The organism is Candidatus Binataceae bacterium (genome assembly GCA_035294265.1).
Classification (GTDB): Bacteria; Desulfobacterota; Binatia; order Binatales; family Binataceae; genus DATGLK01.
This window is the reverse complement of sequence record DATGLK010000002.1, coordinates 23,745-30,039: the sequence shown is the minus strand read 5'-3', so window position 1 is coordinate 30,039 and position 6,295 is coordinate 23,745. Positions and strand designations below refer to the sequence as shown.

Genomic DNA, 6,295 nt, shown 5'->3' with positions numbered 1-6,295 from the left:
TGATCAATAGTCAGAGTGGCGGGACCGTACTCCTTGCGCACCGCCCCGATGCTGCGCGCGCCCAGGCTTAGGGCTATCAGATACATGCCGTAACAGATTCCCAGCACGGGGATATCCAGGCGCAGGACCTCAGGGGCGAGCTTGGGCGCATCCTGCTCGTAGGCACTGGCCGGCCCGCCCGACAAGATCAGGCCGCGCGGGTTCAGGGCACAAATCTTTTCGAGCGGCAGGTCGTAGGGATGAATCTCGCAGTAGACCCCAGCTTCGCGCACCCGGCGGGCGATAAGCTGGGTGTACTGACTGCCAAAATCGAGGATCAGAATCATCGGGTTTGCGCAACCGCGCGCCTAATATAGCGAATCGAATTCGGCGGAGCGACTGCCACGGCTACTTTGTTCGCCCCACGCTGGCCGTGCTCCGCCCGCCACCGCGACGGCGGAACATCAGCCGCAGCGGCGTGCCGCGCAGCTCCAATGCGTCGCGGAAGCGATTTTCCAAAAAGCGCAGGTAATGGACCGGCAGATCACGCTCCAGATTGGAGAAAAACATCAGGCGCGGTGGCGCGCTGGCCACCTGGGTCACATACAACAGATTGAGCCGACGCCCTGCCACTACCGGCGCGTCCATCGCCTGCGTAGCCGCCGCCAAAATCTGATTGAGCCGCGCGGTCTGAAACTGGGCGCGATAGCTTTTACCCACCGCCAACGCGGTGGGTAAAAGCCGGGCTACGCCGTCGCCGGTTAGAGCCGAAGTGAAGAGCAGTGGCGCGCTCTCCAGAAAGCCGAACCGCTCGCGCAGGTCGCGGGTAAAGGCACCCTGACGGCGGCCAGCCGCTGCCGCCAAATCCCATTTGTTGACGACCACGATCAGGGCCCGGTCCTCGCGCTCCACCAAATGGGCCAACCGCGCATCCTGATCGGTTACTCCCTCGCTGGCATCGACCGTCAGCAGTAACACCTCGGCGCGTCGAATAGTCTCGATCGCGCGCCGCACCGCCTCCTGTTCGATTTCGCCCTCGATGCGAGCCGGGCGGCGGATTCCAGCCGTGTCGATCAGGAGAATCTCGCCATCGGGCAGCTTGATGCGGACGTCCAGCGGATCGCGGGTGGTGCCTGGGACTGCATCCACGATCGCGCGCGGCCCGCCGACCAGGCGATTGAGCAGCGAGGATTTCCCCGCGTTGGGCCGTCCCAACAAGGCCACGCGCAGGGCTGGCGCAGGCACCGATACCTGCTCGGCGGCAGGCAGGCACGCCACCACGGCGTCGAGCAACTCGGCGACCCCCGAGCCATGCGCGGCCGAAAGCGGGAAGATATTTTCCACCCCCAAGGCGTGAAATTCGCTAGCTTGCGCCCGCAGGCCGGCGACGTCCAGCTTGTTGACCGCCAGCAGCAGCGGCCGCCCCACTTCGCGGATCAGCCCTAGCGCTTCCTGGTCGGCCGCGTTCAAACCCGCCCGTCCGTCCACCACGAAAATCACCATCTCGGCGGCAGCCGCTGCGCGCAGGGCCTCGGCAACGACCCGCTCGGTCAATCCCTGGCGCTCGTTCAACTCCAAACCGCCGCTGTCAACCAAAGTAAATTTGCGCCCCTCGTGCTCAACCACTGCGGCGTTGAGATCGCGCGTAGTGCCCGGAATGGGACTGACGATGGCGCGCCGGTAATGGGCAATCCGATTGAACAGGGTCGATTTGCCGGCATTAGCCCGGCCCGCCAGCACCACCAGCGGCAACCCCGAGGTAAGTGCACCGACTGCGCCGCTGCTCCCTACGTTATTTGTCACGCATCCATCTTACCGTCCGCGCGCGCGGCCCGCGACCGCTCCCAACCGTTCAGCGGTTTGGTCCTCAGTACGGGTGTCTGCCGTCGCTCGAACAGTCGGAGCCGCGCGCGCCACAGATAAACCAAGCCTGGCTGTTGAGAAGCGAACCGGTCAGCCGAAACGGCGAAAAGCAGGTGCGCCGCAGCGCGAACTCCCGCCCGATGCGCTCGCGCAGGGTGCGCCAGTTAAAGCCCTTGTGGGTGTGAAAGGGGGGTAGCCCGGGCGCGTTGTCGTACAGCGGGCGGGCGATCGCGCCCCGCGCGGTTGCCAAAGTCATCCGAACCAACTCGCCGACGGTGTAGCGTTCGTTGTAGCGATAATCGCCCAGGTTCCGCCACCCGGCGACCCGCCGAATCATCTGCTTGAGGATCAGCGACGGTCCGATCTCGATCGGCACGCTGACCAGCAGGGTTCCGCTTGGTGCCAGCAACCGGCGTAAATCACTCAGCACCTCATTGATTTCACTTGCGCGGCAATGCTCCAGCACCTCCATGCAGGTGATCAGGTCAAAGCAGCTAGCAAGAGCGCGCAGCTCCTGGACAGTGGAAAAGCGCAGCCGAGGATAATCGGCGAAGCGACGGCGGCAATCCGCTACCTGGCCAGGCTCGTAATCGGCGCCGACCGCGTCTGGAAACAGGTCCACCACCTGGGCCATAAAGGTGCCGTCACCACATCCGTAATCCAGCAAGCGCGCACCGGCCCAGGGAGCGATCAGACGACGGGCCAGGAGAAAGCGCCCGCGATGGCTCAAGCGAATCGCAAAGCTGCGTGATCCAAGCTGCTTGTGCTCGTAGTGGCCGTGCTCGCGCATCACCCTGCCCCGTTTTGCATCGATGGCACGGGCGCGTGGTCGTGGCGCAACAGAAGCAACCCGTGACGGTAGTCCATGGTTAGCAGTGGCGTAAATCCCTTGGCGTCTCGATTCCGCACCCAAACTGCTCGTGGGATCAGGACATAGCCGGGTGGCAGCGAAGCCAGCGGTCCTGATTTAAGCGGCACCGTGCGCCGCAGATAAAAGCCCAAAGGTTCGATCGAGGCGTTGAAATCGAAGGCAAACAGCGGCTGGTCAGGCGCAACGACGCGATCAATTTGCAACGCCGCGCGTCGTAACGGATCCGCCGGTACAACCGCTTGTCCACGTAAGCTGGCAATCGGCCAGCGCAAGGCCTGAGCAAAGCTCATCTGGCTGTCGCAGTCGCGCACCTCGCGCCAAGGGATATAAAAGAAATTGCCGACGATCAGGCATCCACACAGGGTCGCGATCGCCGCCGTAGCCCATCGCCAACGTGGAGCTGCGACTCCCAGGGTCCACCACGCCAGCAAAATCGCGCTGGGTGGCCACAAAGGCAGCAGGTAGGATTTGCGCTTATAGGCAGCCAGTTCGAAAAATAATGCAGTAACGAACCAGAACAGCGCGAACAGCCGTACGCATTCCTTTCGGTTCGCCCCGCTTTCGCTGTCGCGCTTCTCAGGCCGGCGTGAGCGGATAAGCGCGGTAATGGCAGCCACCGGAATCAGCAGGCTGAGCGGCCCGGCGTTGAGCAGCAGCGGCTGCAGATAGTAATCGATCGGCATGAAGCCCAGGCTGCCGAAGAAGCGGCCGACGTTCTCGCTGCCAAGTTGGCGATCCAGAAAACTATAGCGGCGCCCAAACAAACAGATCGCATACCACGCGCAGGCCAGCGCCGCGCCTAAAAACAGCGGGCCGGGGCGCAGGAGGGCGAACAGCTCGCGGGCACGCCGCTCCATCAGCAGAAACAGCACTATGGTCGCGCCCGGTAACAGCGCACCCACGGGGCCCTTGGCCAGAACCCCCAAACCCAACGCGGCAGCGAGTAGATAATGGCGCCACAACTCGCTGAAACGTGGACGCGCCTGCTCCCGTGCCTTGATCCACCAGCAAAAGGCAAACAGCGAAAGCGCTTCGAAGAAGGTCAGCGTCATATCGACGCGACCAATCCGTCCCTGGCTGACGAATTGGTAGGACGACACTAGGATGAGGCCTGCCAGCAGCGCGCACGACCCGTCCAGAGCGGTGGCAGTAAAGCCGATCGTCAGCGCGACGGTCGCAATGGCGTAGAGGGCGGCGGGCAGGCGCAGGTTGAAGGCACTGATCCGATGAATTGCGGCCAGGTGGTCGATCGCCACGGCGCTCCAATGGAACAGCGGTGGCTTGTACATCGGCTCGCTGCCATTGTCCAAGGGGAAGAGCAGATGACCAGGCTCGACCATCTGTTGCAAGAACACGCCCTCTACCGCCTCGTTGACCCCGCACACGGGAGCGGCGCCCAGCCGATTTAGGGTGAGGATGGCGGCCAGCACGATCAAAGCCGCCGCCCCAAGCCAAGTCGAGGCTGATAACGAGGATTTCATTCGATCCAAAAGACTGGTTTGCGACGATAGTTCGGGGCCAGGGGTCCTTCCAAATGCGATCGAATCACCATAGCTCAACAGGCCAGGCCACGGGGAGATAGGGCCCGCGCCCACCGGCGGGCGCGGGCTAACCAATTGCGGTCGCTCAAGGCCGGGGCAGGATGTCGACCCGCTGCATCATTCCGATGTCCTCGTGCTGAAGGATGTGGCAGTGGATTACCAGTTGTCCCACTGTGATTGGATCGTAGTGTGTAACGAAGGTAATCGAACCGAAGGTGACATTCGGGTCGGTAATCGCCACCGGATTTTTGACCGTGGGCAGCGGGGTCGCGGCCGGTACGATAAAGCTGTCATGCCATTCGGGCACCGGCAGCGGAATCCCGTTGACTGCGGTCACCAGGAAGGGGTTTTGATGGATGTGGAAGACGTGGTCGGAGAATGAGCGATTGGTTACCGTCCATTGCTCGTAATTGCCAACATACATGTCGCTAAACAGGGGGGTATTGGGATCGAATAGGCCGCCTTTCTTGAAACCCACCAGCGGTTCGTTGGGATCAAGCGGCACGCTGGGCACGCCGGCATCGTCGGCATCGCGAATCATGTTGAGACTGTCGAAGGGCAACCCGCCCCAATAGGCCGCGTTGTACTGTTGGAAATAGTAGCCGCACACGGGTAGACGCTGACTGGGCTGGGCTTGATTGCCTCCAGCGTTGGTGCCGCACAGGTCGAAGGTCACGTGGCGTACGGCGTTGGGCGGCGTACTGGTCATCATACTGATACTGGGCAGTCCGGCGGGCGGTGGCAGCGGACCGTTGGGGAGTGCCATGTCCACCGGATAGCCGGTAACGACCACCGACGCCAGCGTGATTGGATAAGTGGGCGAGGGAAAATCACCGTCGATCCGAGCGATACGCTGGGCTGGAGCGATCCCTTGCGGGGTGACAGAAGCCAGGGTGGTTAGCGGATTGAGTGCCTGCAGCAGATAGGTGCCCGGAGCGCCCGCCTTGACCAGCACATCGGCGCGCTGACCGCTGCCCATCACGTAGGGCGTGCCCGCGGGCAGGGTTAGCATGCTGGGAATCGTGATCCCGTCATTAGCAATTACGTTGAGCGCGTGCCCTTGCAGCGCTACCAGCAAATTTTCCCCCGTCCCCGCATTAAGCATCCGCCAACGCTGCACCTCACCCGGATGCATATACAGCACGGGAGCAATCACTCCATTGGTGGTGAAATAGGTGTTGCTGGTAATGTAGGGGCTCCACAATCCATCGGCCTGCTGAGGCGTGGTCGAACCGAACTGGGCCGCGTTGGGATTGACATAGACCACCTGGCCATTGGGCAAAGTATGCAGCCCCTGGAAGACCATCGCGATGTCCTTGGCGGCCTGCACTTGCGGCACGTAATCCAGCGTCCCCGGACCACCCTTGACTATCAGCATCCCAGCCATCCCCGCCATCAGTTGAAAAGTCACCGCGCCATGGTCGTGCGGATGGTACCAAAAGGTTCCGGCGTGATGGTAGGTGGGAAGCGTAATCGTCACCTGATTGGTTGTGCCCGGATCCATCTGGCGATAGACGTTATCGCCGTTGCCCTCGGGCGAAACCTCCAGCCCATGGGTATGCAGATTGGTGGTGTAGGGCGCATGAGGAAAAGCACCTGCCCGCGTTACCGGCGGATTGGGCGGAAAGTCGTTGACCAGCGAAATATTCAGCGTATCACCAGGATTGACCACCAGAGTTGGACCAGGAATGGTGCCCTCGTAGGTCGGCCCCTGAATAAGCGCATCGCCGCCCGAGGTAGCGTTAACCAGCGCATTGGTTGCGATCTCGGCGTGAAGCGTAGTATTAAGCTGGCCCGCGGCTGATTGGCGCACCTGCGGCTGAGGAAAGCTGGGTAGGCTGTTGTTACTGTTGCTGCTGCTACTGCCGCCGCAAGCGATAATCAGACGAGTGACGGCAAGTATCGCCACGATTACCACCAGCCAAGCCAGCCGCCCGCTGCGCCAATTGAGCTTTGGTGCTATCTTGTTCAAATTGAGCTCCATTCAGATAGAACTTACAGCGAGCAACTGCTGTTGGCGCAGAATGGCCTAGAGTTTAAG

Annotated in this window: 5 protein-coding genes; all 5 read right to left on the bottom strand. The window is 61.9% G+C overall.

The window, feature by feature from the left end:
• A partial coding sequence (locus tag VKV28_00165; GenBank protein HLH75192.1) for a GMP synthase (glutamine-hydrolyzing) occupies positions 1-326 on the bottom strand: 326 nt, incomplete at its 3' end.
• Positions 327-387: 61 nt separating this feature from the next.
• Positions 388-1,782 carry a ribosome biogenesis GTPase Der gene (gene der, locus VKV28_00160; GenBank protein HLH75191.1) on the bottom strand — a complete coding sequence of 465 codons (1,395 nt, stop codon included), beginning with the start codon at positions 1,780-1,782 and terminating at the stop codon, positions 388-390.
• Between the two features lie 64 nt (positions 1,783-1,846).
• The gene (locus VKV28_00155; protein HLH75190.1) at positions 1,847-2,632 is read right to left on the bottom strand and encodes a class I SAM-dependent methyltransferase; all 786 of its coding nucleotides are present in this window, start codon (positions 2,630-2,632) and stop codon (positions 1,847-1,849) included.
• Positions 2,632-4,194 carry a phospholipid carrier-dependent glycosyltransferase gene (locus VKV28_00150; GenBank protein ID HLH75189.1) on the bottom strand — a complete coding sequence of 521 codons (1,563 nt, stop codon included), beginning with the start codon at positions 4,192-4,194 and terminating at the stop codon, positions 2,632-2,634. Before VKV28_00150 ends, VKV28_00155 begins: the two co-directional genes overlap by 1 nt.
• 145 nt (positions 4,195-4,339) lie before the next feature.
• Positions 4,340-6,238 carry a multicopper oxidase domain-containing protein gene (locus tag VKV28_00145; protein ID HLH75188.1) on the bottom strand — a complete coding sequence of 633 codons (1,899 nt, stop codon included), beginning with the start codon at positions 6,236-6,238 and terminating at the stop codon, positions 4,340-4,342.
• Positions 6,239-6,295 lie beyond the last annotated feature (57 nt).

Excerpts from the sequence above, each read along its gene's own strand:
- VKV28_00155 (HLH75190.1), bottom strand. The coding sequence starts at position 2,632 with ATGCGCGAGCACGGCCACTACGAGCACAAGCAGCTTGGATCACGCAGC.
- VKV28_00150 (HLH75189.1), bottom strand. The coding sequence starts at position 4,194 with ATGAAATCCTCGTTATCAGCCTCGACTTGGCTTGGGGCGGCGGCTTTG.
- VKV28_00145 (HLH75188.1), bottom strand. The coding sequence starts at position 6,238 with ATGGAGCTCAATTTGAACAAGATAGCACCAAAGCTCAATTGGCGCAGC.